At 74.3% G+C, this 25600-nt stretch carries 31 protein-coding genes, 1 tRNA gene and 1 other RNA gene; 25 read left to right on the top strand and 8 right to left on the bottom strand.

All coding sequences use genetic code 11. The features are described 5' to 3' along the window. The first annotated feature begins 78 nt into the window (after positions 1-78). The 3 genes from D1781_RS06220 to D1781_RS06230 are packed head-to-tail and all read left to right on the top strand — an operon-like array spanning position 79 to position 2902. Positions 79-990, top strand: a complete 912-nt coding sequence (locus D1781_RS06220; protein WP_119481333.1) for an ABC transporter ATP-binding protein — start codon at positions 79-81, stop codon at positions 988-990. Between the two features lie 20 nt (positions 991-1010). Next, entirely contained in the window at positions 1011-2579 is a 1569-nt protein-coding gene (locus D1781_RS06225; protein WP_119481334.1) for an ABC transporter permease, read from the top strand. Positions 2580-2638: 59 nt separating this feature from the next. Next, positions 2639-2902, top strand: coding sequence for a DUF3039 domain-containing protein (locus D1781_RS06230; protein ID WP_233551041.1), 264 nt, complete (start codon positions 2639-2641; stop codon positions 2900-2902). Between the two features lie 131 nt (positions 2903-3033). Here the strand turns inward: D1781_RS06230 and D1781_RS06235 are convergent, their stop codons facing one another. Continuing rightward, positions 3034-4332, bottom strand: coding sequence for a nicotinate phosphoribosyltransferase (locus D1781_RS06235; RefSeq protein ID WP_119481336.1), 1299 nt, complete (start codon positions 4330-4332; stop codon positions 3034-3036). 152 nt (positions 4333-4484) lie between these two features. On the opposite strand from D1781_RS06235, the gene D1781_RS17470 reads away from it, so the two are divergent. The 4 genes from D1781_RS17470 (at position 4485) to rdgB (ending at position 6901) form a co-directional block, all read left to right on the top strand. Continuing rightward, entirely contained in the window at positions 4485-4637 is a 153-nt protein-coding gene (locus D1781_RS17470) for a hypothetical protein (RefSeq protein ID WP_158590021.1), read from the top strand. A gap of 73 nt (positions 4638-4710) precedes the next feature. Then, on the top strand, positions 4711-5586 hold the full coding sequence (gene murI / locus D1781_RS06240) for a glutamate racemase (RefSeq protein ID WP_119481337.1): 876 nt from the start codon (positions 4711-4713) through the stop codon (positions 5584-5586). Beyond that, a complete protein-coding gene (gene rph, locus D1781_RS06245; protein ID WP_119481338.1) occupies positions 5583-6317 on the top strand; it encodes a ribonuclease PH in 735 nt (244 codons plus the stop codon). The genes murI and rph overlap by 4 nt, the downstream gene beginning before the upstream one ends. After that, positions 6314-6901 carry an RdgB/HAM1 family non-canonical purine NTP pyrophosphatase gene (gene rdgB / locus D1781_RS06250; protein WP_119481339.1) on the top strand — a complete coding sequence of 196 codons (588 nt, stop codon included), beginning with the start codon at positions 6314-6316 and terminating at the stop codon, positions 6899-6901. Before rph ends, rdgB begins: the two co-directional genes overlap by 4 nt. Positions 6902-6921: 20 nt before the next feature. On the opposite strand, the gene D1781_RS06255 is transcribed toward rdgB, so the two are convergent. Together D1781_RS06255 and D1781_RS06260 are read right to left on the bottom strand one after the other, a co-directional pair. Beyond that, positions 6922-7608 carry a DedA family protein gene (locus D1781_RS06255; protein ID WP_199706408.1) on the bottom strand — a complete coding sequence of 229 codons (687 nt, stop codon included), beginning with the start codon at positions 7606-7608 and terminating at the stop codon, positions 6922-6924. Between the two features lie 25 nt (positions 7609-7633). Beyond that, positions 7634-7713 (bottom strand) — tRNA-Leu (locus tag D1781_RS06260). A 120-nt stretch (positions 7714-7833) separates the two neighbouring features. Here D1781_RS06260 and D1781_RS06265 point away from each other — a divergent pair. The 5 genes from D1781_RS06265 (at position 7834) to D1781_RS06280 (ending at position 11648) form a co-directional block, all read left to right on the top strand. Then, positions 7834-9063, top strand: a complete 1230-nt coding sequence (locus tag D1781_RS06265; RefSeq protein ID WP_119481340.1) for a CpaF family protein — start codon at positions 7834-7836, stop codon at positions 9061-9063. Then, positions 9060-9923 carry a type II secretion system F family protein gene (locus D1781_RS06270; protein ID WP_119481341.1) on the top strand — a complete coding sequence of 288 codons (864 nt, stop codon included), beginning with the start codon at positions 9060-9062 and terminating at the stop codon, positions 9921-9923. Before D1781_RS06265 ends, D1781_RS06270 begins: the two co-directional genes overlap by 4 nt. Next, the gene (locus tag D1781_RS06275; protein WP_119481342.1) at positions 9920-10852 is read left to right on the top strand and encodes a type II secretion system F family protein; all 933 of its coding nucleotides are present in this window, start codon (positions 9920-9922) and stop codon (positions 10850-10852) included. Before D1781_RS06270 ends, D1781_RS06275 begins: the two co-directional genes overlap by 4 nt. Positions 10853-10982: 130 nt before the next feature. Continuing rightward, a complete protein-coding gene (locus tag D1781_RS17475) occupies positions 10983-11156 on the top strand; it encodes a hypothetical protein (RefSeq protein ID WP_158590022.1) in 174 nt (57 codons plus the stop codon). 33 nt (positions 11157-11189) lie between these two features. Continuing rightward, positions 11190-11648 (top strand): AAA family ATPase, encoded by a 459-nt coding sequence (locus tag D1781_RS06280; protein WP_233551042.1) that lies wholly within the window; start codon positions 11190-11192, stop codon positions 11646-11648. Positions 11649-11652: 4 nt separating this feature from the next. Here the strand turns inward: D1781_RS06280 and D1781_RS06285 are convergent, their stop codons facing one another. Beyond that, a complete protein-coding gene (locus tag D1781_RS06285; RefSeq protein WP_119481343.1) occupies positions 11653-12129 on the bottom strand; it encodes a GNAT family N-acetyltransferase in 477 nt (158 codons plus the stop codon). Positions 12130-12228: 99 nt separating this feature from the next. Between D1781_RS06285 and D1781_RS06290 the strand changes: the two genes are divergently transcribed. The 4 genes from D1781_RS06290 to D1781_RS06305 are packed head-to-tail and all read left to right on the top strand — an operon-like array spanning position 12229 to position 13658. Continuing rightward, positions 12229-12417, top strand: a complete 189-nt coding sequence (locus D1781_RS06290; RefSeq protein ID WP_119481344.1) for a hypothetical protein — start codon at positions 12229-12231, stop codon at positions 12415-12417. Beyond that, positions 12414-12797 carry a TadE/TadG family type IV pilus assembly protein gene (locus D1781_RS06295; protein WP_119481345.1) on the top strand — a complete coding sequence of 128 codons (384 nt, stop codon included), beginning with the start codon at positions 12414-12416 and terminating at the stop codon, positions 12795-12797. The genes D1781_RS06290 and D1781_RS06295 overlap by 4 nt, the downstream gene beginning before the upstream one ends. After that, a complete protein-coding gene (locus D1781_RS06300; protein WP_119481346.1) occupies positions 12772-13221 on the top strand; it encodes a hypothetical protein in 450 nt (149 codons plus the stop codon). Before D1781_RS06295 ends, D1781_RS06300 begins: the two co-directional genes overlap by 26 nt. A gap of 32 nt (positions 13222-13253) precedes the next feature. Next, positions 13254-13658, top strand: a complete 405-nt coding sequence (locus D1781_RS06305; RefSeq protein ID WP_119481347.1) for a pilus assembly protein TadG-related protein — start codon at positions 13254-13256, stop codon at positions 13656-13658. Between the two features lie 74 nt (positions 13659-13732). On the opposite strand, the gene D1781_RS06310 is transcribed toward D1781_RS06305, so the two are convergent. Next, on the bottom strand, positions 13733-15004 hold the full coding sequence (locus tag D1781_RS06310) for an MFS transporter (RefSeq protein ID WP_119481348.1): 1272 nt from the start codon (positions 15002-15004) through the stop codon (positions 13733-13735). 55 nt (positions 15005-15059) lie between these two features. Here D1781_RS06310 and prfB point away from each other — a divergent pair, with 55 nt between their 5' ends. The 9 genes from prfB (at position 15060) to D1781_RS06355 (ending at position 23183) form a co-directional block, all read left to right on the top strand. Continuing rightward, the gene (gene prfB, locus D1781_RS06315; RefSeq protein ID WP_119481349.1) at positions 15060-16178 is read left to right on the top strand and encodes a peptide chain release factor 2; all 1119 of its coding nucleotides are present in this window, start codon (positions 15060-15062) and stop codon (positions 16176-16178) included. A gap of 76 nt (positions 16179-16254) precedes the next feature. Then, entirely contained in the window at positions 16255-17304 is a 1050-nt protein-coding gene (gene add / locus D1781_RS06320) for an adenosine deaminase (protein WP_147392045.1), read from the top strand. A 102-nt stretch (positions 17305-17406) separates the two neighbouring features. Continuing rightward, the gene (gene ftsE / locus D1781_RS06325) at positions 17407-18738 is read left to right on the top strand and encodes a cell division ATP-binding protein FtsE (RefSeq protein WP_119481351.1); all 1332 of its coding nucleotides are present in this window, start codon (positions 17407-17409) and stop codon (positions 18736-18738) included. After that, entirely contained in the window at positions 18735-19649 is a 915-nt protein-coding gene (ftsX, locus tag D1781_RS06330) for a permease-like cell division protein FtsX (RefSeq protein WP_119481352.1), read from the top strand. Before ftsE ends, ftsX begins: the two co-directional genes overlap by 4 nt. A gap of 60 nt (positions 19650-19709) precedes the next feature. Then, entirely contained in the window at positions 19710-20186 is a 477-nt protein-coding gene (gene smpB, locus D1781_RS06335) for an SsrA-binding protein SmpB (protein ID WP_119481353.1), read from the top strand. Continuing rightward, positions 20183-20641, top strand: a complete 459-nt coding sequence (locus D1781_RS06340; protein ID WP_233551043.1) for a GNAT family N-acetyltransferase — start codon at positions 20183-20185, stop codon at positions 20639-20641. The genes smpB and D1781_RS06340 overlap by 4 nt, the downstream gene beginning before the upstream one ends. A 102-nt stretch (positions 20642-20743) precedes the next feature. Then, positions 20744-21116: a transfer-messenger RNA gene (gene ssrA / locus D1781_RS06345) on the top strand. Between the two features lie 59 nt (positions 21117-21175). After that, the gene (locus D1781_RS06350) at positions 21176-21709 is read left to right on the top strand and encodes an AAA family ATPase (protein WP_158590023.1); all 534 of its coding nucleotides are present in this window, start codon (positions 21176-21178) and stop codon (positions 21707-21709) included. Positions 21710-21719: 10 nt separating this feature from the next. Further along, positions 21720-23183 carry an MFS transporter gene (locus tag D1781_RS06355; RefSeq protein WP_119481355.1) on the top strand — a complete coding sequence of 488 codons (1464 nt, stop codon included), beginning with the start codon at positions 21720-21722 and terminating at the stop codon, positions 23181-23183. Between the two features lie 66 nt (positions 23184-23249). On the opposite strand, the gene D1781_RS06360 is transcribed toward D1781_RS06355, so the two are convergent. The 3 genes from D1781_RS06360 to D1781_RS06370 form a co-directional block, all read right to left on the bottom strand. Beyond that, entirely contained in the window at positions 23250-24425 is a 1176-nt protein-coding gene (locus D1781_RS06360) for an alcohol dehydrogenase catalytic domain-containing protein (RefSeq protein WP_119481356.1), read from the bottom strand. A gap of 70 nt (positions 24426-24495) precedes the next feature. Continuing rightward, positions 24496-25134, bottom strand: coding sequence for a methylated-DNA--[protein]-cysteine S-methyltransferase (locus D1781_RS06365; RefSeq protein ID WP_119481357.1), 639 nt, complete (start codon positions 25132-25134; stop codon positions 24496-24498). Further along, positions 25131-25595, bottom strand: coding sequence for an RNA polymerase sigma factor (locus D1781_RS06370; protein WP_119481358.1), 465 nt, complete (start codon positions 25593-25595; stop codon positions 25131-25133). Before D1781_RS06370 ends, D1781_RS06365 begins: the two co-directional genes overlap by 4 nt. Positions 25596-25600: the final 5 nt, after the last annotated feature.

The following is a 25600-nucleotide window of genomic DNA, read 5'->3' on the forward strand; positions in this document are numbered from 1 at the left end:
CGGTCGCTCATGCTAATCGACGCCTCCGGGGCCGCCTGCTGCCACGCGGGACCGGCCCCGGTCCGTACCCGGAACGGTATGGGTCGCCCCGCGCGGCGGCGAGCGGGGCACGATACGGTCGAGCGCGTGACGGCGCCGGAGCTCCCCGAGTCCGAGGCGGTGGAGGCGGCAGCGCAGCCGGCCGCCGAGCAGGATCCGGTGGCGCCCGCCGCGGCCGCCGACGGGGACCCGGAGGTCGTGCTCGACCTGCAGGGCCTCACGAAGCGCTTCGGCGACACCGTCGCCGTCGACGCCATCGACCTGCAGGTCCGCGCCGGATCGTTCACCGGCATCGTCGGCCCGAACGGCGCGGGTAAGACCACGACGCTCTCGATGGTGACCGGCCTGCTCCGGCCCGACGGCGGCCGCGTGCTCGTGCACGGCATCGACGTCTGGGCGGAGCCCGACCGCGCGAAGCGGGCGATCGGCGTGCTGCCCGACGCCCTGCGGCTGTTCGACCGGCTGTCCGGGGCGCAGCTGCTGCACTACTCCGGCGTGCTCCGCGGCCTCGACGCCGCGACCGTGCGGCAGCGGACGGCGGACCTCGTCGCGGCGTTCGGGCTCGAGGACGCGACGGGCCGCCTCGTCGCCGACTACTCCGCCGGCATGACGAAGAAGATCGCGCTCGCCGCGGCGATGATCCATTCGCCGCGGCTGCTCGTGCTCGACGAGCCGTTCGAGTCCGTCGACCCGGTGTCCGCGGCGAACATCGTGGAGATCCTGCAGCGCTACGTGGCCGCCGGCGGCACGGTCGTGCTGTCCAGCCACGGCATGGACCTGATCCAGCGGGTCTGCGACCACGTCGCCGTCATCGTGGGCGGCAGGGTGCTCGCGGCCGGCACGACCGACGAGGTGCGCGGGGGCGAGACGCTGGAGGAGCGCTTCGTCGCGCTGGCCGGCGGGCGGCGTGCCGCCGCGGGCATGGAGTGGCTGCACTCCTTCACCGAGTGACGGCGGGAGCGGATCCGACCATGACGCCCCTGCTCGTGCGGCTGAAGCTGCGGCTGCTCGCGAACCAGTTCCGGCGGAGCCCGTGGCAGGTCGTCGGCCTCGTGCTGGCGATCGTCTACGGCGGCGGCATCACCGCGATGCTCGTGGCGATGCTCGTGGCCCTCCGCTTCGCCGCGCTGCCGCTCGCGACGTCGGTGGTGGTCGGCGGCGGCTCGCTCGCGGTGCTGGCGTTCCTGATCGTGCCGGTGTTCGTCGGCGTCGACGACACGCTCGACCCGCGGCGGTTCGCGCTCTTCGGGGTCGAGCGCACCCGGCTCGCGATCGCGCTCGCGGTCGCCGGCGTCGTCGGGGTGCCCGGGCTCGCCCTCGTGCTCGTCGCCTTCGCGACGGTCGCGACCTGGTCGCGGAACCCGGGCGCGGCCCTCGTCGCGCTCGTCTGCGTGCCGGTGATCGTGCTGACCTGCGTGCTCCTCTCCCGCATCGGCGCCGCGGGGGCCGGGCTGCTGCTGTCCACCCGGCGGTCGCGGGAGGCGCTCGCGGCGGTGTTCGTGGTCGCGGTCTCGCTGCTCGCGCCCCTCTTCGTGCTCCTCACCAACCTCGATCTCGGACGGCGCGCGCTGACCGGCATCGGCGCGGTCGTCGCGGTGCTCGGCTGGACGCCGCTCGGCGCGGCGTGGGCCGCCCCCGCGACCATCGCCGCGGGCAGCCCCGCCGGCGTCGCGCAGCTGGTCGTCGCCCTGGCGACCCTCGTCGTGCTCGCCCTCGTCTGGCGCGCGCTCGTCGGCACCGCACTCGTGTCGACCGGTCGCCAGGCGCGGCCGCAGACCGTCGCCGGCATCGGCTGGTTCGGCCGGCTGCCCGCGACGCCGCGCGGCGCGATCGCCGCCCGCGCCACCTCGTACTGGGCGCGCGACGTCCGCTACCGGGTGAGCGCGATCAGCATCCCGGTCACGCCGATCGTCCTCGTCCTCGTGCTCGGCCTCGCGGGCGTGCCGGGGGACCGCCTCGCGCTGCTCCCGGTGCCGGTGATCGCGCTGTTCCTCGGCTGGGCCACGCACAACGACATCGCCTACGACCACACGGCCATCTGGCTGCACGTCGCCGCCGGGGTCCGGGGCGTGGACGACCGGCTCGGCCGGCTCGCACCCGTCCTCGTCGTCGGGCTGCCCCTGCTCGTGATCGGCTCGTTCGTCAGCGCCGCGCTCGCCGGGAGCCTGCTGCTCGCCGCGCCCCTGATCGGCGTCTCCTGCGGCCTCGTCCTCGCGGGCGCCGGGCTCGGCGGCGTCAGCTCCGCGCTCATGCCCTACCCGGTTCCGCGGCCGGGCTCCTCCCCGTTCCAGCACCCGAACTCGACCGGCGGCCTCGCCGCGGTCGTGCAGTCGGTGCTGTTCCTGCTCCAGCTGCTCGTCGCCGCGCCCGCCGTCGTGCTCGGGCTCCTCGCGCTCTCCGGCGGCGCCGGCTACGCCTGGGCGTCGCTCGCCGCCGGGCTCGTGCTCGGCGGCCTCGTCTTCTGGTGGGGGACCGTCGCGGGCGGTCGGGTGTTCGAGCGGCGCGGCCCGGAGCTGCTCGCGGCGGCGCTGCGCGCCTGATGTCCGCGATCGGCGGACGCGCGACGCGGTCGGCGCCCCGGCGTCCTACCCTGGTCGGCATGCCGCTCGACTCCGTGTCCGACCCCGCCGGCGGGACGTCCACCCTCGACCGCGAGCTGGAGGAGCTCCTCACCCGCGAGGTGACCGAGGACGGCGACCACGACCGCTACTCGCACTACGTGCAGAAGGAGAAGATCGTCGAGTCGGCCGTCACGGGCAAGCCCGTGCGCGCGCTCTGCGGCAAGGTCTGGGTGCCGGGCCGCGACCCGGAGAAGTTCCCGATCTGCCCCGACTGCAAGAAGATCTACGACCGCCTGAAGTAGCCCCCGCTGCTCGCGGATCCGCACTTCTCTCGCGGATCCGCAGTTCTCGCCCGACACGCCGTCTCGCGGTGGTCGCGGAACGGCGTGTCGCGCCGTTTTTGCGGATCCGCGAACGCGTCAGCCCGCATGAGTCAGCGCAGCGCGGTCGGGATGGCGGGGTCGCCGCCCGACAGGCGCTTCGCCTCCGGCGGCAGCTCGCGGACGACGCGCGCGTGGTGCTCGCGCGCGGCCCGCACGCCGTCGGCCCCGAGGTGCGCCGGGTCGGCGGCGCCGTCGACGACGAGCGGCACGATCAGGTCCCGCGCGTCCGGCACGGCCGGCTGCTCGTCCGCGACGACGATCCGCTCCTCGGTCGCGACGCCGTCCTCGAGCAGGCGGAACGCCCACTTCCGGCCGCCGGTGCCCGCCTTCTCCACCGACTTCTTCGCGACCGCGCGCATCGTGCCGTCCGCGTCGGCGCGCTCGACGAGCTTGTAGACGAAGCCCGCGGTCGGGTAGCCGGAGCCGCCGACGAGCCGGGTGCCGGCGCCGTAGGAGTCGACGGGGGAGGCGGCGAGACCCGCGATCGCGTACTCGTCGAGGTCGTTCGTCACGGTGATCCGCGTGCCGGTCGCGCCGAGCTCGTCGAGCCGCGCCCGCACCGCCTGCACGACGACGGGCAGGTCGCCGGAGTCGATGCGCACCGCGCCGAGCTCCGGGCCGGCGAGGCGGACCGCCGTCTCGACCGCGGTCATCACGTCGTAGGTGTCGACGAGCAGCGTCGTACTCGGCCCCATCGCGTCGATCTGCGCCTGGAACGCGGCCTCCTCGCTGTCGTGCAGCAGCGTGAAGGCGTGCGCGGCGGTGCCCATCGTCGGCACGCCCCAGCGCCGCCCCGCCTCGAGGTTCGACGTCGCCGAGAACCCGGCGATGAACGCGGCCCGGGAGGCGGAGACCGCCGCCCGCTCCTGCGTGCGGCGCGACCCCATCTCCGCGAGCGGGCGGTCGCCGGCGGCCGACACCATCCGCGCGGCGGCCGTCGCGATCGCGCTGTCCGCGTTCAGGATGCTGAGGATCAGCGTCTCGAGGATCACCGCCTCCGCGAACGAGCCCTCCACGGTGAGCACGGGCGAGGTGGGGAAGTAGAGCTCGCCCTCCCGGTAGCCGCTGATCGAGCCGCGGAACCGGTAGTCGGCCAGCCAGTCCACCGTGGCGGGGGAGACGACGCCCTCCTGCCCGAGCCAGGACAGCTCGGCGTCGCCGAAGCGGAACCGCTCGACCGCCTCGAGCAGCCGGCCGGTGCCCGCGAGCACGCCGTACCGACGGCCGCCGGAGAGGCGGCGGGAGAACACCTCGAACACGCTCGCGCGGTCGCCGGTGCCGTCGCGGAGCGCCGCGTCCAGCATCGTGAGCTCGTACCGGTCGGTCAGCAGCGCCGTGCTCGTCACGATCCGAGCCTAGAGACCCGTCGTCCCCTCCAACTGGGGCCTCGCGTCCGGCCGGAGGCGCTCCGTAGCGTGGCCCTCGCCCGGATACCCGACCGGGCTGCCGCGCGGCCACCCATCCGCCGCGGTCCCCGCCCGCCGAAGAAGGTCCCCCTCCGATGGTCCCCACCCAGGACGTCGTGCTCCTCACCGCGCAGATTCGCACCCTGCTGCCCACCGAACTCGTCCCCGCCGTCGTCGTCGCCGTCGTGCTCGTCGCCTTCGCGGTGGCGCTCGTGACCGTGTCGGTCCGCCGCCGCGACGCCGACTGACGCCCGCGCCTCCTGCGCCGCTCGCGCGGACCGCTCGGATCCCGCCCGTCGCGGGCCGGTAGGCTGTCCGGCCGTGACGGACGCGCCGATCGGGGTCTTCGACTCCGGGGTCGGCGGACTGACCGTGGCCCGGGCGATCATCGACCAGCTGCCGAACGAGTCGGTGCTGTACGTCGGCGACACCGCGCACTCGCCCTACGGGCCGAAGCCGCTCGCCGAGGTGCGCGAGTACGCGCTCGCGGTGATGGACGACCTCGTCGCGCAGGGCGTGAAGCTGCTCGTCATCGCCTGCAACACGGCCTCCGCCGCGATGTTCCGCGACGCCCGCGAGCGGTTCACCCACGGCGCCGGCATCCCGGTCGTCGAGGTCGTGCTGCCCGCCGTGCGCACGGCCGCGCGCCGCACCCGCACGAAGCGGATCGGCGTCATCGGCACCGAGGGCACCGTCCGCTCCAACGCGTACGCGGACGCCTTCGTCGCCGACCCCGAGGTGACGGTCGTGCAGGCCGCCTGCCCGCGCTTCGTCGACTTCGTGGAGGCCGGCATCACCACCGGCCCCGAGCTCTTCGCCGTCGCGGAGGAGTACCTCGCGCCGCTCAAGGCCGCGGACGTCGACACGGTGCTGCTCGGCTGCACGCACTACCCGCTCCTGTCCGGCGCGATCCGCTGGGTGATGGGGCCCGACGTCGCGCTCGTGTCCTGCGCGGACGAGACCGCCGCCGACGTCTACCGGCAGCTGGTCGAGCACGACCTGCTCCGGACCGCCGGCACCGCGCCGACCTACCGCTTCGAGGCGACCGGGGAGAGCGAGGCCGCGTTCCTCCGGCTCGCCCGCCGCTTCCTCGGCCCCGAGGTCGCCGCCGTCGACCTCGTGCAGACCGGCGCGATCCCGCTGCCGGTCCCGGGCCGGAGCACGAACGACCAGACGACGGACGAGGAGTCGAGATGACGGAACGACGCGACGGACGGGCCGCCGACGACCTGCGCCCGGTGACGATCGAGCGCGGCTGGAGCACGCAGGCCGAGGGGAGCGCGCTCATCTCCTTCGGGAGCACGCGGGTGCTGTGCACCGCCTCCTTCACCAACGGCGTGCCGCGCTGGCTGCAGGGCAAGGGCCGGGGCTGGGTCACCGCCGAGTACGCGATGCTGCCGCGCTCCACGAACGACCGCATGGACCGCGAGAGCGTGAAGGGCAAGGTCGGCGGGCGCACGCATGAGATCTCCCGGCTGATCGGCCGCTCGCTCCGCGCGGTCGTCGACACGAAGGCGCTCGGCGAGAACACGCTCGTGCTCGACTGCGACGTGCTGCAGGCCGACGGCGGCACCCGCACCGCCGCGATCACCGGCGCCTACGTCGCGATGCACGACGCGATCGAGTGGGGCCGCGAGAAGAAGTTCATCGCCCAGAAGGCCGTGCCGCTGCTCGACTCGGTCGCCGCGGTCTCCGTCGGCATCATCGACGGCGAGCCGATGCTCGACCTCGCCTACACGGAGGACGTGCGCGCCGAGACGGACATGAACGTCGTCGCCACCGGCCGCGGCCTGTTCGTCGAGGTGCAGGGCACCGCGGAGGGCGCGCCGTTCGACCGGAGCGAGCTCGACCGCCTGCTCGACCTGGCCCTCGGCGGTACGGAGCGGCTCGCCGCCGCGCAGCGCGCCGCGCTGGGGCAGGGCGCGTGACCCCCGCGCCGCCGACGATCGTGCTCGGCACGGGCAACGCCCACAAGGTCGCCGAGCTGACCGCGATCCTCGGCCCGCTGCTGCCGGGCGTCGAGTTCCTCCGCTCGGAGGGGCCGTCGCCCGTGGAGTACGGCAAGACGTTCGAGGCGAACGCCCTGATCAAGGCGCGCGCGGCCCACGAGCTGACCGGGCTGCCCGCGATCGCGGACGACTCCGGGATCGTCGTCGACGCCCTCGGCGGCGCGCCCGGCATCCACTCCGCCCGCTACGCCGGCACCGGCGACGACGGCGACAACCGCCGGCTGCTGCTCGAGCGCCTCGGCGACGCGACCGACCGGACCGCGCGCTTCGTCTGCGCAGCCGTCTACGTCGACGAGGGCGTCGAGCTCGTCCGCCGCGCGGAGTGGGAGGGCGTGATCCTGCCCGCGGAGCGCGGCGAGGGCGGCTTCGGCTACGACCCGCTCTTCGTGCCGGACGACGCGGACGGGCGCTCCGCCGGGGAGCTCTCCGCGGACGAGAAGAACGCGATCAGCCACCGCGGCAAGGCGTTCCGCGCGCTCGCCGAGGCGGTCCCGCGGCCGTAGCGGGCGCGCTTCCGCGGGCGTCAGTCGCGCGAGAGCGTCTCGTTGCTGCTGTCGGTCGCCGCGGCACGCTTGGCCGCGCGGCTGTTGTGCAGGACGTGCCAGGCGGTCGGGATCAGGGTGAGGACGACGGCGCCGAGCAGGATGAACTCGATGTTGTGCTGCACGAAGTCCGACACCGGCGGGATGAACCCGATCAGGTAGCCGAGGAACGTGATGCCGAAGCCCCAGGCGAGCGCGCCGATCGCGTTGTAGGTGCTGTAGCGCTTGTAGTCCATGCGCCCGACGCCGGCCGCGATGGGCGCGAGCGTCCGGACGATGGGCACGAACCGGGCGAGGATCACCGCGAGCGCGCCGTACTTGTCGAAGAACGTGTACGTGCGGGTGACCTGCGCCTTGCTGAAGAAGCCGGAGTCTCTTCGCTCGAAGATCCGTGGACCGGTCTTCTTCCCAATGTAGTACCCGAGCTCGCCGCCGAGGAACGCGGCGACCGCGATCGCCGGGGCGGCGATCCAGATGCTGATGCCGAGGCCCTCCTCGGCGCTGATGCCCGTGATGAGCAGCAGGGTGTCGCCCGGGAAGACGAACCCGACGAGCAGCCCCGTCTCCGCGAAGATCACCGCGCAGACGATCAGCAGCCCGATCGGACCCGCGGTCTTCAGCGCCTCGGGGTCGAGGAACGGGAAGAGTCCGCTGACCGTCGTGATCATACGGCTCCCTCCATCGACCCGGCGGTGCGGGAAGAGGGACTCGAACCCTCACGCCGAAGCACAGGAACCTAAATCCTGCGTGTCTGCCAGTTCCACCACTCCCGCCGGAAGCGCGCTCAGTGTACCGATCGGAGGAGTCCTGCGGGCCACCCGCTCGGCGGGCCTCCGCACCGGCCTGTGGAGAACCGCCGACGCGTCCCCCGGCCGGTCGCCACACTGACGCGCATGACCGATCCCGTGCAGGTGATCGCGGACTCGGTGCGGTCCCGGGCGCGCCGCGGCACGCTCGGCGCGGCGCCCGAGACGGCGGTGCGCGAGGAGCTGCGCGCCTACGCCGAGCACGCCTTCGCCGCCGACGTGCCGCTCATCGGCGACGAGGCGCGGGCGGAGCGGCGGATCGTCGCGGACCTGACCGGGTTCGGGCCGCTGCAGCCGCTGCTCGACGACCCGGGCGTGGAGGAGATCTGGATCAACGGCCCCACGCGGGTGTTCGTCGCGCGGGGCGGGGTCAGCGAGCTCACGTCCATCGTGCTGAGCGAGCAGGAGGTCCGCGACCTCGTCGAGCGGATGCTCGTGTCGAGCGGGCGCCGGGTCGACCTCGCCTCGCCGTTCGTCGACGCGTCCCTGCCGGACGGGTCGCGGCTGCACGTCGTCGTGCCGGACGTCACGCGGCGGCACTGGGCGGTCAACATCCGCAAGTTCTCCGACCGGGTCACGACCCTCGACGCGCTCGTCGGGCTCGGGTCGCTGCCGCCGGCCGCGGCCGCGTTCCTCGGCGCAGCGATGCTCGCGGGCCTGAACGTGCTCGTCTCGGGCGCGACGCAGGCGGGTAAGACGACCCTGCTGAACGCGCTCCTCGCCGCGGGGCGCCCGACCGACCGGGTCGTCACCGTCGAGGAGACCTTCGAGCTGCGGGTCCCGGGCCGCGACGCCGTCGCGATGCAGTGCCGCCAGCCGAGCCTCGAGGGGACGGGCGAGATCACCCTCCGGCGCCTGATCAAGGAGGCGCTCCGGATGCGGCCGGACCGGCTCGTCGTGGGCGAGGTGCGGGAGGCGGAGGCGCTCGACCTCCTGATCGCGCTGAACAGCGGGGTGCCGGGCGCGTGCAGCATCCACGCGAACTCGGCGCGCGACGCGCTCGTGAAGCTCTGCACGCTGCCGCTGCTCGCGGGCAGGAACATCGACGCCGGCTTCGTCGTGCCGACCGTCGCCTCCGCGGTCGACCTCGTCGTGCACTGCGAGCTGCAGCGCGGCGGGCGTCGTCGCGTCCGGGAGGTGCTCGCGCCGACCGGTGCGCTGAGCGCTCCGGCCGCGGAGGGCGGCGTGATCGAGGCGACGCGGCTCTTCGCGCTCGACGGCGACGTCCTCCGCGCCACCGGGGGCCTGCCGCCGAAGCGGGAGAAGTTCCTCGCGGCCGGGCTCGACCCCGCGGCGCTCGTCGGGCGCGCCGCGTGATCCCGCTCCTCGGCGCGGTCGGCGGCGCGGGCCTCGTGCTCGTCGCGTCGCCGTGGCTCTGGCCGCGCACCGGCCGGGTCGCCCGGCCCTCGACCGGCATCGGCGCCGCGATCGAGGACCGGCTCGACCGTGCCGGGTTCCCCCGGACGTCGCCGGCCGCGTTCGCCACGACGTCCCTCGTGCTCGGCGTCGCGGCGGCCGCGCTCGTGCTCGCCATGACCGGGCTCGCCGCGGTGGCGGTCCTCGCGCTGCTCGTCGCGGCCGCGACGCCCTGGGCGGTCGCCGGGTGGCGCGCCCGCAGCCGGCAGCGCGCGGTCCGCATGCTCTGGCCGGAGGTCGTCGACCACCTCGTCGCCGCCATCCGGGCGGGCATGCCGCTGCCCGACGCGCTCGCCGCGCTGGCGACGAGCGGGCCGGCGCCGCTGCGGAGCGGCTTCCAGCGGTTCGAGGAGCGGTGGCGGCGCACGGGCACCGTCGGGCCCGCGCTCGACGAGCTGAAGCGGGTCTTCGCGGACCCGACCGCCGACCGCCTCATCGAGGTGCTGCGGATGGCGCGCGAGGTCGGCGGCACCGAGCTGCCGTCCGTGCTCCGGGACCTCGCCGCGCACCTCCGGCAGGACCTCGCCCTGCGCGCCGAGGTGGAGGCGCGGCAGGGCTGGGTCGTGAGCGCGGGCCGGCTCGGCGTCGCGGCGCCGTGGATCGTGCTCGCCCTGCTCTGCACGCGGCCGGAGGCGGCGAGGGCCTACGCGACGCCGCAGGGCACGCTCCTCCTGCTCGCCGCGGCCGTCGTCACCCTGGTCGCGTACCGCGTGATGCTCGCGATCGGGCGCCTCCCCGAGGACCGGCGGTGGTTCCGGTGACGCCCGAGCTGTGGGCGGCGCTCGCGCTCGGCCTCGTCGGCGGGATCGGGCTCTGGAGCCTCAGCAGCCGGGTCCCGTCGCTCGGCCGGCCGCGGCTCGCGGCCCGGCTCGCGCCCGCGCTCGCCGACGTGTCGCCCGAGGCGAGGCGGCTGCTGCGGCCGCCGGTCGCCGATCCCGTCCCCGTGCTCGGCCTGCTCGCGACGCCGGCGCTCGACCTGTTCCGGCGCGCCTTCGGCGGCCTCCTCGGCGGCGACGGCGGCGCCGCCGTCCGCCTAGCCCGAGCGGGACGGCCGTGGAGCGTCGAGGGCTACCGGCTCCGCCAGCTGCTGTGGGCGGTCGCAGGCGGCCTCGCCGGGGCTGCGCTCGGCACCGTCTCGGCCGTGCAGAGCGGTCCGGCGGCGCTCGTCGCCGGGCCCGTCGTGGGCGTCGTGCTCGGCCCGCTCGTGCGGGACCGGCTGCTCGTCGCGGAGGGGGACCGCCGAGCCGCCCGGATCGAGAGCGAGCTGCCGACCGTGCTCGAGTTCCTCGCGCTCAGCCTCAGTGCCGGGGAGGGCGTCCGCGATGCGCTCCGCCGCGTGGCCCGCGTCGGGTCCGGCACGCTCGCGGACCTGCTGCAGCGGGTCGTCGACGAGTCCGCGGTCGGGGTGCCGCTGCCGACCGCCCTCACGGCGCTCGCCGACGAGCTGCGCATCCCCGCGCTGACCCGCACCCTCACGCACGTCGTCGCGGCGCTCGAGCGGGGCTCGCCGCTCGCCGAGGTGCTGCGCGTGCAGGCCTCGGACGCCCGCGAGCACGCGCGGCGGACGATGCTCGAGGCGGCCGGCCGGAAGGAGATCGGGATGATGGTCCCGCTCGTCTTCCTGATCCTCCCGGTCACGGTCGCCTTCGCGGTGTTCCCCGGGATCCTGGTCCTCCAGACGCAGCTCTGAGCCCGTCGTCCCGGGCTTCCTCCGCGGATCTGCAGCGGGGGCACCGACGGGCTGGACGTCGCCCGGACGCGACCGGGGAGTCCGCCCCGCGCGCGCCGTGCCCTCCGGTGGTCGACCTACCGTCGACGGCATGGTGATTCCCGCGACCGCGATCGTCCCGCTGCTCTCGGCGTCCGGCGTGCAGTCGCAGACCTTCATGCCCTTCGTGCTCCTCGGAGCGATCGTCGTGCTGGTCGTGCTGCTCCTCGCGGTGTTCGGCCGGCAGCGGCGGCACCGCAACCAGCACCACGACCACGAGGAGTAGCGGAGACGCCCCTCCGCGGGGCACGCTCACCTCGTGACCGCGGTGCTGATCACCGGCATGTCCGGCGTCGGGAAGTCGACCGCGCTCGCAGGCCTCGCCGCCCGCGGCTTCCCGGTGGTCGACACGGACGAGCCGGGCTGGATCGAGGTCGTCGACGGCGAGCGGCTCTGGCACCCGGCCCGGATGATCGCGCTGCTCGACGAGCCGCGGTCGGGCCCCGTCTTCGTCAGCGGCACCGTCCGCAACCAGGGGCGCTTCGCGCGCCGCTTCGACGCCGTCGTGCTGCTCACCGCGCCGATCGAGGTGCTGCTCGAGCGGATCCGGCTGCGGAGCACGAACGACTTCGGCAAGCGGGAGGACGAGCGAGCGGCGATCGTCCGGGACCGCGCCGAGGTCGAGCCGCTGCTCGAGCGGACCGCGACGCACGTGATCGACGCGACCGAGCCGCCCGGAGCGGTGCTCGACCGGCTCGTGGCGATCGCCGCCGGCTGAGGCGTCAGCCGAGCGGCTTCGTCATCGAGGTCGCCGCGACGCGGTACCCCAGGGAGTCGTAGAGGGCGCGGGCCCGCGGGTTGTGCCCGAACACGTTCAGCCCGAGCGCGGTCCAGCCCGCGTCGCGCGTCACCTGCTCGGCGGCGAGCATCGCGCCTCGGCCGAGGCCCTCGCCGCGCCGCGCCTCCTCGATCTCGACGTCGTAGACCCAGCCGGCGCCCCGCCGCTGCGGGTGCGGTCCGATCCAGAGCACGCCGACCGGCGTCCCCGTCGCGTCGAGGACGCGGAGCAGGTGGTGGCCCGGCGTGGCGGCGCCGAGGGGGAGGAGCTCGCGCAGCTGCTGCTCGGCCCGGAGTTGCGCCTCCTCGAGGGTCGAGCCCGACGCCTCGGCGAGGTCCGCCGCGTACGCCTCGAGCTGACCGACGAGCCAGTCGTCGTACTCCTGGACCGTCATCGGCCGGACCGCCGCCGCCTGCTGCACGTCGGCAGGCTAGGCCGACTTCGCGCCTGTGGAGAACCGGCGACGCCCGCGCGGCGCAGTCGGCACACTGGCGCGACGCCGCTACCCACGGGAGACCCGATGCTGCCGCAGCCCACGACCCGCCCGACGCCGATGCGCCCCGAGGACGACGCCGAACGCGGCGACGTGCCGGGGTGGGTCCTCGTGACGATGATGACCGCCGGCCTGGTGGTGCTCCTCTGGGGCGTCGCCGGCCCGGCCCTCACCGGGCTCTTCAACCAGGCGATCTCGAGCGTCTCGGGTCTGTGAACGGGGAGGCGGACCGCGGCAGCGCGCCCGCCGAGTTCGTGCTCTGCGCCGTGCTGCTGCTCGTCCTCGTGCTCGGCGTGCTGCAGGTCGGCGCGGTGCTGCTGGTGCGCGCCACGGCGCTCGACGCCGTCGCGGAGGGGGCCCGCTGGTCGGCGGTGGTCGGCAACAGCGACGCGGACGGGGTCCTCCGCGCCCGGCAGGTGCTGACGCAGAGCCTCGGACCCGCGTACGCGACCGCGGTCACCGCGTCACGGACCACCTGGGCGGAGCAGCCGGCGACCGCGGTCACCGCGCGGATCCCGCTGCCCGTCATCGGCCTGGCCGGGCCGCCCGCCGCGATCGAGGTGACCGGCCATGCCGCGCTCGAACCCGAGCCCTGACGACGGCTCCGCGGCGATCGAGGTCCTCGTGCTCGGCGTCCTGCTCCTCGTGCCGCTCGTCTACCTCGTGCTGACGGTCGCCGCGCTGCAGAGCGCCTCCTTCGCCGCGGAGGGCGTCGCCCGCTCGGTTGCCCGCAGCGTCGCGCTCGCCGAGACGGACGCCCAGGGCCGGCGCGCGGCGGACGCGGCCGCGCGGGTCGCGCTCGCCGACTGGCGCCTGCCGGTCGGCGCGGCCTCCGTGCAGGTGCGGTGCGCGCCCCGGCCCGGGGACTGCCGGACGGCCCGCGGCACCGTGGACGTCCGGGTCCGCGTCGCCGCGACCCTGCCGCTGCTGCCCCCCGCGATCGGACTGCGGTCGCCCGGCGCGGTCCCCGTCGAGGCGCGGGCGGTCCAGCGGGTGTCGATGTTCGCGGCGGCGCCGTGAGGCCCGGAGGACCGGCGCGGGACGAGGGCGCCGTGCTGCCCCTCGTCCTCGTGCTGTTCGTCGTCGCGGCGGGCTTCGTCGTCGTGGCGGCCGCGGCGACGAGCCTCCACCTCGAACGGCTCCGCCTGCTGACCGTCGCGGACGGCGCCGCGCTCGCGGGCGCCGAGTCGTTCCGCGTCGCGGACGTCTCGGTCCGCGGGAACGAGGTGGTGCCGGAGCTCTCCGCCGCCGCGGTGCGGCGCACGGTGGACGCCTACGTGGCGGACGCGGCGCCCGGCGACCTCGAGGGCCTCGCCGTCGTCCGCGCCGGCACCGCGGACGGGCGCAGCGCCGTCGTCGAGCTCCGGGCGGTCTGGCGGCCGCCGATCGCGAGCCCGCTGCTGCCGGACGGGGTTCCGGTCGTCGTCACCTCGACCGCGGCGGCACGGTTCCGGTAGCGGAGGAGTCGACGGGCACCCCGATGGTCGAGGTGCGAGCGCCGGCGAGCCTCGAGACCACCGCGTCGGGCCCGTCAGGCGCGGGCGGCCCGGGGGATGAATCGGGGCACCCAGCGGGCGATGAGGCCCGCGCCGACGAGGCCAGCGGCCCCGATGACGACCGCGGCGGCCGAGAGCGAGAAGACGGCCGTGAGTGCGGACAGCGCGAGCGGAGCCGCGGCGTTCCCCGCGTCGCCGGTGAAGCGGTACGCGCCGAGGAACGGCGCCGGGTCGTGGCGCGGCGCCAGGTCCGCGCCGAACGTCATGAGGATGCCGCTGCCGACGCCGTTCGCGAGCGACATCCCGATCGCGACCGCGACGAACCAGGCGACCGCGGTCGGGCTCCCGGCGGCGCCCACCAGCACGACGACGGCGAGCGCGAGGTGGCCGAGGCCGAGCCCGATCATCGACGGCAGGGCGCTCCACAGCCGGCCGAAGCGGTCCATGATCTGCCCGCTCGTGAAGAACAGGGCCAGGTCGACGGCGCCTGCGATGCCGACGACGAGGGCGATGCCGCTCTCCTGCAGCCCGAGCGCGACGCCCGCGAGGGGCAGGATCACCTGCCGGCTCGAGCGGAGGCCGCCGATCAGGGCGGCCGCCAGTCCCATCCGGGCGAGCACGCTGCGGTGCCGGGCGATGGTGCGGAACAGGCCCTCCCGCTCCGTGCCGCCCGCCTCCGCGACCCGGATCGCCTGGGTGTCGGTGAGCAGCGCCGAGCGGCGCTCGGCGAGCACGGCGGAGGGGTCCGGCAGCACGAGCAGCACGATCGCGACGACCACGCAGGCGACCGCGTGGATGCCGAACACGGCCCGCGTGCTGCCGGTGAGCCCGATCACCGCGGCGGCGAGGAACGGGCCGACGAAGTAGCCGGCGCGGAACATCCCGCCGAGCAGCGACAGCGCCCGTGCGCGGTACGAGCGGGGGACGAACGTCGTCATGAACGCCTGCCGCGCGAGCGCGAAGGACGCGGTCGCGATGCCGATGAGCAGCACTCCGACGCCGAGGACGGCGGGCACGGCGGCGACGAGGCAGAGCACGAGGCCGAGCAGGGCGGCGACGGCCGAGCCGAGCATCGCGTTGCGCTCGCCGACCTTCGCGACGATCCAGCCGCTCGGGATGTCGCCGATCAGGGTCCCGACCATGATCAGCGCCGAGATGAACCCCGCGAGGGCGAGCGAACCGCCGAGCCGCGCCGCGTCCACGGGGATGACCGGGATCACGGCGCCCTCGCCGATCGCGAAGAGCAGGCTGGGCAGGTAGACCGGGAGCGCCACCGATCCGAGGCGGAAGGGGGCGGCGCTCGACATCGCGCGCAACGCTACGCCGCGCCCGCCGCGGATCCGCCGACTACGCTGTCGGCCCGTGCAGCTCGACCTCGGCCCCCGCATCGCGGCGCTCCGCTCGACCCTCGCCGACGTGGTCGCGGTCGTCGACGTCGACGGCCTGAAGACCCGCATCGCCGAGCTGGAGCGGCAGGCGTCGGCGCCCGACCTCTGGGACGACCCCGAGGCCGCGCAGAAGGTGACGAGCGAGCTGAGCCACGCCCAGTCGCAGCTCGCCCGCGTGACGAGCGTCGAGTCGCGGCTCGACGACCTCGAGGTGCTGATCGAGCTCGTGAACGCGGAGGACGACGAGGCCCAGGCCGCCGAGTCCGCCGCCGAGGTCGAGTCCGAGCTGAAGGGGCTCCAGAAGACCGTCGACGAGCTCGAGGTCCAGACGCTGCTGAACGGCGAGTACGACCCGCGTCCCGCGGTCGTCACGATCCGCGCGGGCGCCGGCGGCGTCGACGCGTCCGACTTCGCGGAGATGCTGCTGCGCATGTACCTGCGCTGGGCCGAGCAGCACAAGTACCCGGCGACCGTCATGGACGCCTCCTACGCGGAGGAGGCGGGCATCAAGTCCGCCACGTTCGAGATCGACGCCCCCTACGCGTTCGGCAACCTCTCCGTCGAGGCCGGCACCCACCGCCTCGTGCGGATGAGCCCCTTCAACTCGGCCGGCAAGCGCCAGACGAGCTTCGCGGCCGTCGAGGTCATCCCGCTGCTCGAGGAGTCCGGCGAGATCGAGGTGCCGGAGAACGACATCCGCGTCGACGTGTTCCGCTCGTCGGGCCCCGGCGGGCAGAGCGTCAACACGACCGACTCCGCGGTCCGCATCACGCACCTCCCGACCGGGATCGTCGTGTCGATGCAGAACGAGAAGAGCCAGATCCAGAACCGCGCCGCCGCGATGCGCGTGCTCCAGTCCCGGCTGCTGATCCAGCGCCGGGAGGAGGAGGCCGCGAAGAAGAAGGAGCTGGCCGGCAACATCACCGCGAGCTGGGGCGACCAGATCCGCTCCTACGTGCTCGCGCCGTACCAGATGGTCAAGGACCTGCGGACGGAGCACGAGGTGAACAACCCGTCGGCGGTGTTCGACGGCGACCTCGACGGGTTCCTCTCCGCGGGCATCCGCTGGCGGAAGCGCGACCCCGAGGCCTGATCCCGCGAGGCCCGGCCCGCTCGGGTCGCGCTCGCGCGAAACCTGCGGGAAACGGCCGTTGCCTACCGTGCGGCGCGTGCTCTCCCTCGACGACTACCTCCGCCTGCTGCCGAAGACGGAGCTGCACTGCCACTTCGTCTCCACGATGAGCGCGGGCATGCTGATCGCCCAGGCCGAGCGGCACGGGGTGCCGCTCGCGACGACGGACCCCGCGGCGCTGTTCGACTACCGCGACCTGGCCGACTTCCTCGTCGCGTTCGAGGCGGCGCACCAGGTGCTGCGGACCCCGGACGAGCTCGCGGCCGTCGCCTACGACGGCGTGCGCGCCGCGGCCGCCGCCGGCGCGCTGCGCTACCGCGAGTACTTCGTGAACCCGCAGTCGTTCGCCGAGGTCGGGCTCGGCTACCGGCCGCTCATGGACGGCGTGATCGAGGGGCTGCGCCGCGCCGAGGCGGACTTCGGCGTCGGCTTCTCCGTGATCGTCGCGATCCGCAAGGACGTGACGCCGCAGCAGGCGGTCGAGCTCGTACGGCTCGTCGCCGACGAGCCGTACCCGGAGGTGGTCGGGATCGGCGCGGACTACCTCACCGCGGAGGGCACGGAGGACCCGGCGCGGTTCGCCGACGCCTACGCGCTCGCGAAGCGGCTCGGCTACGCCACGACGATCCACGCGGGGGAGACGCCGAACGCGGGGCCGGAGGACGTGCGGGCCGCGCTCGACGTGCTCCACGTCGACCGGATCGACCACGGCTACCGGGTGGTCGACGATCCGGATCTGCTCGCGCGCGTCGTCGACGAGCAGGTGCCGTTCGACGCCACGCCCATCTCGACGACGATCTGCTCCGGCTGGGAGCTGGGCCCCGACCACCGGCTCGCCCGCTTGATCGCCTCGGGCGCGAACGTGAACATCTCGACCGACGACGCCGTGTTCTTCCGCACCGACCTCGGCCGCGAGTACCGGGAGAGGCTCGTCGCCCTCGGCGTGGACGCGGCGACCGCGCGCCGGCTCGCGCTGAGCGGCGTGGAGGCCGCCTTCTGCTCACCGGACGCGAAGGCGGCGCTGCGCGCCCGCTTCCAGGGCGAGCTGCTCGCCCTCGACGCCGCGCTGGAGCCGTCGACGGCGTGATCCCCGCCGCGTGCGGGCGCCGCACGGAACGTGAACGTCACCGATGGGATTCGCCTGTCGGACCCGCCTCGCGCCGCTCCGGCACCTATCGTGGCTGCCGACATGATCCGCTTCGACTCCGTGACCAAGCGATACCGGGGCGCTCCGCGCCCCGCGCTCGACGACGTGTCCCTCGAGATCGGCGCCGGTGAGTTCATCTTCCTGGTCGGCGCCTCGGGCTCCGGCAAGTCGAGCATCCTGCGCCTCATGCTCCGCGAGGAGAAGGCGACCTCCGGCGAGATCCACGTGCTCGGGCAGCGCCTCAGCTCGATCTCGACCCGCAAGGTGCCGTACTTCCGCCGCAGCCTCGGCGTCGTGTTCCAGGACTTCCGGCTGCTGCCGAACAAGACCGTCTACGACAACGTCGCCTTCACGCTGCAGGTGATCGGCAAGAGCCGCGGCTTCATCCAGACGACCGTCCCGGACGTGCTGGAGACGGTCGGCCTGGCCGAGAAGTCCTCGAACTTCCCGAACGAGCTCTCCGGCGGCGAGCAGCAGCGCGTGGCCATCGCCCGCGCCGTCGTGAACAAGCCCTCCGTCCTTCTCGCGGACGAGCCGACCGGCAACCTCGACCCCCGCACCAGCGAGGGGATCATGCAGGTGCTCGACCGGATCAACCAGCAGGGCACCACCGTCGTCATGGCGACCCACGACGTGACCATCGTCGACCGGATGCAGAAGCGCGTCGTCGAGCTCGTGCAGGGCCGGATCATCCGCGACGAGCTCGAGGCGACCTACGTCACCAGCTCGATCAAGCTGCCGAAGCCGCCGACCGCCGCGACCCCGGTGCAGCAGGGGGGCTCCGTGCCGCTGTGGGCGCGCCGCGGCCAGCAGCAGGCGGCGCCCGGCACCGGCTCGGTGCCGACGCAGCGGCCCGCGACCGGCTCGACCTCCCGCCCCACCACGAACCCGGTGCGGGTCATCGACCCGGCGACCGGGCAGCCCGCGGTCGTGCCGCAGCCCGCGACCGCGCAGCAGCCGGTCGCGACGGGCACCGCGCAGCAGCCGATCGCTCCCGCCGCGGCGGCCGCCGAGGCCGTGGCGAAGCCGCCGATCTGGGTGCGCGCGGAGACGGGTCCGGTCCTGCTGCCCGGCGAGCACGCGCCCTGGCGCGCGGCCCCGGTCGCGCCGCCGGCCGAGGAGGAGCACCCGGACGGGCGCAACCTCTTCTTCGCCGCCCCCGTCCCCGCCCAGCGCGGCGAGACCGGGCCGACCGCGGTCGCGCACACCGACCCGGGCCTGGCCGCGATGCCGGACCTCGAGGACTCCGGCGACGGCGACCTCCGCGGCGTCTCCCGGCACCGCGAGCCGCTGCCCGAGCACCTCGACTTCATCACCGGGCTCGGGCTGCGCGCCCGGAAGAACGACGACGACGAGGTGGGACCCTCCTCATGAGACTCGGACTCGTCCTCGGCGAGGCCGCGAGCGGCCTCCGACGCAACTTCTCGATGGTCGTCTCGATCGTGCTCGTCACGTTCGTGTCGCTGACCTTCGTCGGCACGGCGGCGCTCATGCAGCTGCAGATCGGCCAGATGAAGAACTTCTGGTACGACAAGGCCCAGGTCGCGATCTACCTCTGCAACGGCGCAGTGCCGAGCACGAACTGCCAGGACGGCGGCGCGACGAAGGAGCAGATCGCGGCGGTCGAGCGGGCGCTCGACACCGCCCCGGTCAAGAGCTTCGTCCGCAATCACTACTTCGAGGACCACCAGAAGGCCTACGACAACTTCAAGAAGCAGTTCAAGGGCAACCCGGTCGCCGACTACGTGACGCCCGACCTGCTGAACGAGGCGTTCTGGGTCAACCTGAAGAACCCGAACCAGTCCGCCGTCATCGGCGAGGCGATCAGCGGCATGCCGGGCGTCGACGCGGTCACGGACCAGCGGCGCCTGCTCGACCAGATCTTCGCCGTGCTGAACACCGCGTCGATCACCGCGGCCGGCATCGCCGCGCTGATGCTCGTCGCCGCGGCGCTGCTGATCTCGACCACCATCCGGCTGTCCGCGTTCTCGCGGCGCCGGGAGCTCGGGATCATGCGCCTGGTCGGCGCCTCCAACCGGTTCATCCAGACGCCGTTCATCCTCGAGGGCGTGCTCGCCGCGCTCATCGGGTCGGTGCTCGCGGCGCTCGCGACGGTCGGGATCGTGCAGTTCTTCGTCCAGGGCTACCTGGCGCAGGCGCAGCGCGACATCGCCTTCGTGACGGTGCCGGACGCGCTCGTCGTCGTGCCGATCCTCATCGGCGCGGGCATCGTGCTCGCCGCGGTGTCGGCGAACATCGCGATCTCCCGGTACCTCCGCGTCTAGCGCTCGGTAGACTGATCGGCCGTCCCGGACCGGGGCGGACGAGTCGAGCGGAGGTGACGCATGCCCAGGGAGCAGGGCCGGAAGGTCGTCGCCACGAACCGCAAGGCGCGCCACGACTACACCATCGAGGACACCTACGAGGCGGGCCTCGTGCTCACCGGCACCGAGGTGAAGTCGCTCCGCCAGGGGCGGGCGTCGCTCGTCGACGGGTACGCGTACATCGACGGCGACCAGGCGTACCTCGACGCGGTGCACATCCCCGAGTACAACCAGGGCACGTGGACGAACCACCCGCCGCGGCGGACCCGGAAGCTGCTGCTGCACAAGGCGCAGATCCTGAAGCTCCACTCGCAGGTGCGGGAGGGCGGCTACACGCTCGTGCCGCTGTCGCTCTACTTCTCCGACGGCAAGGCGAAGGTGGAGCTCGCGGTCGCCAAGGGCAAGCGCGAGTACGACAAGCGGCACGCCCTCCGCGAGCGGCAGGACAAGCGCGAGGCCGAGCGGGCCATGCGCACGCGCAACAACCTCGGCGAGTGAGGATCGCGCCGGGCGATCCGCTCGCCGCGGACGTGCGCCTGCTGCTCGAGGAGCACCTCGCGGACATGCGCCGCATCTCGCCGCCCGAGAGCGTGCACGCCCTCGACCCGCAGGCCCTGGCGGCGCCCGGCGTCGTCTTCCTCACGGCGCGCGACGACGACGGATCGCTGCTCGGGTGCGGCGCGCTGAAGGACCTGGGCGGCGGCGACGCCGAGCTGAAGTCGATGCGCACCGCACCGGCCGCGCGGGGGAGGGGCGTCGCGACGGCGGTCCTCGTCGCGCTCGTCGACCTCGCCCGGGAGCGGGGAGAGCGCCGGCTGCTGCTCGAGACCGGGACCGGGCCGTTCTTCGAGCCGGCCGTTCGGCTCTACCTCCGGCACGGCTTCGTCCCGTGCGGACCGTTCGCCGACTACGCGGAGGACCCGCACAGCCGATACCTCGCGCTCTCCCTCTGAGCGCGACCGGGAACAACCTGTCGGCGGGTGTCGTTACACTCGTCGAGCCCGCGAGGGCACTCACAACTCCACAGCGCGACAGCCGCCACGCGTCTCCGCCACGGGGATGATCGGTTTCGACATTGCCTGTTCAACGACGGGAAGCGGGCGGAGGAGGCGTGCTTATCTCCTTAACGATGCACGCAAACAATAGGTGCCAGTAAGTCTCGCACCGCGTTCGCTCTCGCTGCTTAAGCCAGAGTGACGCCGTCGGCCCGGGTAACGCCTTCGCCCCGGTAGCCGGCGTCAGCTAGAAGGCTCGCTACGGACGTTCCGCCTCGGGGCGCCGTGGGACTCCAACCGGGGCTGGGCCCGTCGATCGCAATCCGTCTGCGGTAAGGATCGGGGCCGAGCAGAACGACACACGCAGACTGCGCCCGGAGAAGACGTGGTTCCTCAGCAGTGGACGGGGGTTCGATTCCCCCCATCTCCACGCCGCTCGCCAGAGCGGAGGAGGCGCGTGGCGCTGTCGCGCTGATGGAGCAGGATGCGGGCATGGCCGTGCTCGTGGTCCTCTCCGGTCCTCCCGGCATCGGGAAGTCGACGGTCGGCGACGCGGTCGCCGCCCTCCACCCGGCGGTGCGGCTCTCCATCGACGACGTCGAGGAGGCGATGCGCGCGTGCGGGATCCCCGCCGACGCGACCGGGATCGCGGCCTACGAGGTGGTGCGCGCCGCTGCCGAGCAGAACCTGGTGCTCGGGCTCGACGTGGTCGTCGACGCCGTGAACGACTCCGACCCAGCGCGCGGGACCTGGCGCCGCGCCGCCGACGCGACCGGCGCCCGACTCCTCCAGGTCGTGCTCGCGACGGACGACGAGGGCGCGCACCGGGCCCGGCTCGAGGGCAGGACGCGTCCCTTCACCCGCATCCCCGAGCCGACGTGGGAGGCCGCCGTCGCGATGCGCGACGGCACGGCGCCCTGGCCGGAGGACGTGCTGCGGCTCGACGCGGCGCTGCCGCCCGACGCGCTGGCGCGCACGGTCCTCGCGGCGCTGCCGCCCAGCACCCCTCCGGGGTCCGCGGCGTAGCGTCGCCGCCATGACCGCCGCCACGGACCAGCGGGCGGCGGACCTCGACGAGGGGGCCAAGCGGCGGGCCTTCGCGGTGAGCATCGCGGTCGCCGTGCTGACGATCCTCGACCTCTCCAAGGTCAATGTCGGCCTGCCCTCCATCGAGAAGGCGCTCGGCACCGGCCCGACCGAGCTGCAGATCATCGTCGCCGGCTACGCGCTCGCCTTCGGGCTCGCGCTCGTGCCCGGCGGCCGGCTCGGCGACGTCGTGTCGCGCAAGCGGATGTTCCTCATCGGGCTCGCGGTGTTCACGCTCTTCAGCCTGCTCTGCGCGATCGCGCCGAGCGCCGGCGTGCTCCTGATCGCCCGCTTCCTGCAGGGGGTGGGCGCGGGCCTGCAGATGCCGCAGGTGCTCGGCCTGGCGCAGGAGCTCTACCAGGGCGACGCGCGCGCCCGGGCGCTCGGCGCGTACGGGGCGAGCGTCGGGCTCGGCACCGCGCTCGGGCCGACGATCGGCGGCGCGCTCATCGCGCTCGGCGGCGAGCAGGACGGCTGGCGCCTCATCTTCTGGATGAACGTGCCCCTCGGCGTGATCCTGCTCGTGCTCGCCGCCCGGTACTTCCCGGGCGCGCAGCGGCCGAAGGGTCGGGCGAGCATCGACCCGGTCGGCGTCGTGCTGCTCGGCCTCACCGTCGTCGCCTTCATGGTCCCGTTCGTCCTCACCACCGGGCAGGGGCACGACAGCCCGTGGCGCTGGGCGTCGCTGCTCGCCGCCGCCGCGTTCCTCGTCGGCTTCCTCGCGTGGGAGCGGCGGTACCGGGCGTCGGGGAGGACCCCGGCGGTCGACGTCGACCTCTTCGGCCGGGCCTCCTACCGGAACGGCCTCATCATCGCGACGGCCTGGTTCGCGGCCGGGCCCGCCACCTTCCTGCTCAACACGCTGCTGCTGCAGGAGGGGCTCGGCATCGCCCCCGTCTTCGCCGGCATGGTCACGATCCCGTTCGCGCTCGCGTCGGCGGCGACCTCCTACCTCGCGGGCCGCCTCGTCGGCCGCTACGGGCGGTCGCTCGTCGTGCTCGGCCTCCTCGTGGCCGCGCTCGGCTTCGCCCTGTCGCTCGCCGCCGCCGTGCTGAGCCCGCCGGCGCTGGCCCCGTGGCTGATGGCGGCGGGGCTGTTCGTCGCGGGCGCCGGCGGCGGCTCGGTGGTCTCGCCGAACCAGACCCTGACGCTCTCGGAGGTGCCGGTCGCGCAGGCCGGCGTCGCCGGGTCGGTGGCCCAGGTCGGGCAGCGCGTCGGGACGGCGATCGGCGTCGCGGGCGCCTCCGCGGTCTTCTTCACCCTGCTGAACGCGGACCTCGCGGGGGCGCAGCTCGGCGACTACCACCTGGCCGCGCTGGGCGGCGGCGGCCTCGCGATCCTGGTGCTGCTCCTCGGCCTCGTCGTCGCGCTGGTCGACCAGCGCTCCCGCGCGAAGCAGCGCCCCTCCTCCTGACCGAAGTGCTCACGCTTCTGGACGCCGCATCCGCGACGCGGCGTCCAGAAGCGTGAGCGAAGTCGCCTAGGGGTGGAGGACCACCTTGATGCAGCCGTCCTCCTTGTCGCGGAAGATCCGGTACATGTCGGGGGCGGCGTCGAGCCCGACCTCGTGCGTCGTGAGGTCCATCGTGCCGAGCGGGTCGGCCGGGTCCTCGACGAGCGGCAGCAGCTCGTCGCGCCAGCGCTGCACGTTGCACTGGCCCATGCGGATCGAGACCTGCTTGTCGAACAGCGTCATGAGCGGGGTCGGGTCGGCGGTGCCGACGTAGACCCCGGAGAGGGAGACCGTGCCGCCGCGGCGGACCGCGTCGAAGGCCGTATGCAGCGCGACGAGCTTGTCGACGCCGACGGTCGTCATCGCCTTCTGCGCGAGCGCGTCCGGCAGCAGCCCGACCGCCTTCTGCGCGAGGCCGACCGCGCCCTGCCCGTGGGACTCCATGCCGACGGCGTCGACGATCCCGTCCGGGCCGCGCCCGTCCGTCGCGTCCTTCAGCCGCGCGACGACGTCGCCGTCGATGTCGAACGCCTCCACGCCCCACTTCTCGGCGAGCGCCCGCCGCTCGGGCACCGGGTCGGTCGCCACCACGCGGTAGCCGAGGTGCTTGCCGATCCGCGCCGCGAACTGGCCGACGGGCCCGAGGCCGAGCACGCCGAGGGTGCCGCCCTCCGGCACCTCCGCGTACTGCACGCCCTGCCAGGCGGTCGGGAGGATGTCGGAGAGGAACAGGTAGCGCAGGTCGGGCAGGTCCGTGCCGATGACCGTGGCGTTGAAGTCGGCCAGCGGCACCCGCATCCGCTCGGCCTGGCCGCCCGGGACCTCGCCGTACAGCTCCGTGTAGCCGTAGAGCGCGGCGCCGGTGCCGTGCTCGTGCTGCTGCGTCGTCTCGCACTGCGTGTGCAGGCCGCGGCGGCACATGAAGCAGTCGCCGCACGCGATCACGAACGGGATGACGACTCGGTCGCCGACCTTGACGCGCGTGACGCCGGCACCGACCTCCTCGACGACGCCCATCGTCTCGTGGCCGAGCACGTCGCCCTTGTTCAGGAACGGGCCGAAGAGGTCGTACAGGTGGATGTCCGAGCCGCAGATCGCCGCCGAGGTCACGCGGATGACCGCGTCGGTCGGCTGCACGATCCTCGGGTCGGGCACCTCCTCGACCGAGACCTTCTCCATCCCCTGCCACGTCAGTGCACGCATGCCGCCACACAACCGGTCGCGTCTGAGTGCGTTCCCGGTGCGGCCCGTGTGCACGCTGCGTGCGACCGGGTCAGCCGGGCAGCGCCGCGCCGGCCTCGAGCGCGAGGAGGCGCACCTTCGTCTCCGGGCCGCCGAGGTAGGCGCCGACCGAGCCGTCGGACCGCGTCACCCGGTGGCACGGGATGACGAGGGGGAGCGGGTTGGTGGCGCAGGCGGTGCCGACCGCGCGCACCGCATTCGGCGAGGAGGTGCGCGCGGCGAGGGCGGCGTAGCTGATCCGCTCGCCGTACGGGACCGCGCGGAGGCGCTCGAGCACCTCGAGCCGGAAGCCGCGCGCGAGCCGGGTGTCGAGGGGCAGCTCAAACGGGTCGTGCGCGCCCGCGAAGTAGGCGTCGAACCAGCGGGCGGCGGCGTCGAGGCGGGCGGGGGTCCGCAGCACCCGCGGGCCGATCCGGTCGGCGAGGTGCTGGAGCACCGCGTCCTCGCCCTCCCGCTCGAACGCGACGCGGGCGACGCCCGCCTCGGTGGCCGCGACGAGCAGACGCCCGACGGGGGAGTCGACGGTCCGGTAGTGCACGTCCGGGGCGTCGGCGCCCGTCGCGCGCGCCTCGAGCCGGCCGTGGAGCCGGGCGAGCAGGGCGGGGTCGGTCGGCGGGACGAGGACGTCGACCACGGGGTCGGTCGCGGGGTCGGTCGCGGTGTCGGTCATGCGTCCTCCAGGACGAGCAGGGTGCGGAGCCGCCGGACGCCGTCGGAGGCGGCCTTCCGCGCTGCGGCGGGCGTGGTGCCGGTGACCGTCGCGACCTCCGCGAACGGCAGCCCGGCGATGTGGTGGTGGACGACGGCGGTGCGCTGGCCCTCCGGCAGCCGGGCGAGCGCGGCCCACAGGTCGAGGTCGCGCCCCGCGGGCGGCGCAGGGGAGTCGGGGACGCCCTCCTCCGTCGTCACGACGCGCACGCCGGCCCGCAGCACGTCGAGCGCCTTCCGGTGCGCGATCGTGACGAGCCAGCCGCGCACGCGGTCGCCCTCGAAGCGGTCCCACGCGCGCAGCGCCGCGAGGAACGTCTCGCTCCACGCGTCCTCCGCGTCGTGCTCGGGCAGCAGCCCGCGGCAGACGCGCCAGACGACCTCGCCGTGCGCGGCGACGATCCGCTCGAAGGGCTCCCTCACATCAG

This window comes from Amnibacterium setariae (assembly GCF_003581425.1).
Taxonomy (GTDB): Bacteria; Actinomycetota; Actinomycetes; order Actinomycetales; family Microbacteriaceae; genus Amnibacterium; species Amnibacterium setariae.

Excerpts from the sequence above, each read along its gene's own strand:
- D1781_RS06350 (WP_158590023.1), top strand. The coding sequence starts at position 21,176 with ATGGCCGTGCTCGTGGTCCTCTCCGGTCCTCCCGGCATCGGGAAGTCG.
- D1781_RS06230 (WP_233551041.1), top strand. The coding sequence starts at position 2,639 with ATGCCGCTCGACTCCGTGTCCGACCCCGCCGGCGGGACGTCCACCCTC.
- D1781_RS06355 (WP_119481355.1), top strand. The coding sequence starts at position 21,720 with ATGACCGCCGCCACGGACCAGCGGGCGGCGGACCTCGACGAGGGGGCC.
- rph (WP_119481338.1), top strand. The coding sequence starts at position 5,583 with ATGACGGAACGACGCGACGGACGGGCCGCCGACGACCTGCGCCCGGTG.
- D1781_RS06360 (WP_119481356.1), bottom strand. The coding sequence starts at position 24,425 with ATGCGTGCACTGACGTGGCAGGGGATGGAGAAGGTCTCGGTCGAGGAG.
- D1781_RS06290 (WP_119481344.1), top strand. The coding sequence starts at position 12,229 with ATGCTGCCGCAGCCCACGACCCGCCCGACGCCGATGCGCCCCGAGGAC.
- D1781_RS06265 (WP_119481340.1), top strand. The coding sequence starts at position 7,834 with ATGACCGATCCCGTGCAGGTGATCGCGGACTCGGTGCGGTCCCGGGCG.
- D1781_RS06220 (WP_119481333.1), top strand. The coding sequence starts at position 79 with ATGGGTCGCCCCGCGCGGCGGCGAGCGGGGCACGATACGGTCGAGCGC.
- D1781_RS06300 (WP_119481346.1), top strand. The coding sequence starts at position 12,772 with ATGCCGCGCTCGAACCCGAGCCCTGACGACGGCTCCGCGGCGATCGAG.
- ftsX (WP_119481352.1), top strand. The coding sequence starts at position 18,735 with ATGAGACTCGGACTCGTCCTCGGCGAGGCCGCGAGCGGCCTCCGACGC.
- smpB (WP_119481353.1), top strand. The coding sequence starts at position 19,710 with ATGCCCAGGGAGCAGGGCCGGAAGGTCGTCGCCACGAACCGCAAGGCG.
- D1781_RS17475 (WP_158590022.1), top strand. The coding sequence starts at position 10,983 with ATGGTGATTCCCGCGACCGCGATCGTCCCGCTGCTCTCGGCGTCCGGC.
- D1781_RS06365 (WP_119481357.1), bottom strand. The coding sequence starts at position 25,134 with ATGACCGACACCGCGACCGACCCCGCGACCGACCCCGTGGTCGACGTC.
- ftsE (WP_119481351.1), top strand. The coding sequence starts at position 17,407 with ATGATCCGCTTCGACTCCGTGACCAAGCGATACCGGGGCGCTCCGCGC.
- D1781_RS06310 (WP_119481348.1), bottom strand. The coding sequence starts at position 15,004 with ATGTCGAGCGCCGCCCCCTTCCGCCTCGGATCGGTGGCGCTCCCGGTC.
- D1781_RS06255 (WP_199706408.1), bottom strand. The coding sequence starts at position 7,608 with ATGATCACGACGGTCAGCGGACTCTTCCCGTTCCTCGACCCCGAGGCG.
- D1781_RS17470 (WP_158590021.1), top strand. The coding sequence starts at position 4,485 with ATGGTCCCCACCCAGGACGTCGTGCTCCTCACCGCGCAGATTCGCACC.
- D1781_RS06225 (WP_119481334.1), top strand. The coding sequence starts at position 1,011 with ATGACGCCCCTGCTCGTGCGGCTGAAGCTGCGGCTGCTCGCGAACCAG.